This window comes from Pseudomonas sp. K5002 (assembly GCF_013386655.1).
Lineage (GTDB): Bacteria > Pseudomonadota > Gammaproteobacteria > Pseudomonadales > Pseudomonadaceae > Aquipseudomonas.
In genome coordinates, this window is record NZ_JACARK010001703.1 from 1 (window position 1) to 331 (window position 331).

Consider the following 331-nt stretch of genomic DNA (forward strand, 5'->3'; position numbering starts at 1 on the left):
GCAGGTGCGCTGCAGCCACATCGAATTCACGGCACGCGATGGCGCGACGCTGGCGTTGCGTGTGTACCGTCCAGCTGACGTTTCGGCGCAGAGCCTGCCGGTGCTGGTGTACTTCCATGGCGGTGGCTACGTGGTCGGCAGCCTGGAATCCCATGACGGGGTGTGCCGCGAGTTCTGCGCCAGAACTCCGTGTGCGGTGGTTTCAGTGGGTTATCGACTGGCGCCGGAGCACAGGTTCCCGACGCCGCTGAACGATGGCGCCGATGCCATGGCCTGGCTGGCCGATAACGCTGCAGCCGAAGGCCTGGACCTCACCCGCGTGGCTTTCGGT

The 331-nt window shown here is 65.9% G+C and carries 1 protein-coding gene; it reads left to right on the forward strand.

Annotated features, from left to right (window positions below):
• Window positions 1–331, forward strand: a 331-nt coding sequence (locus HX846_RS38795) for an alpha/beta hydrolase (protein ID WP_178967652.1), incomplete at both ends; no start/stop codon positions are given.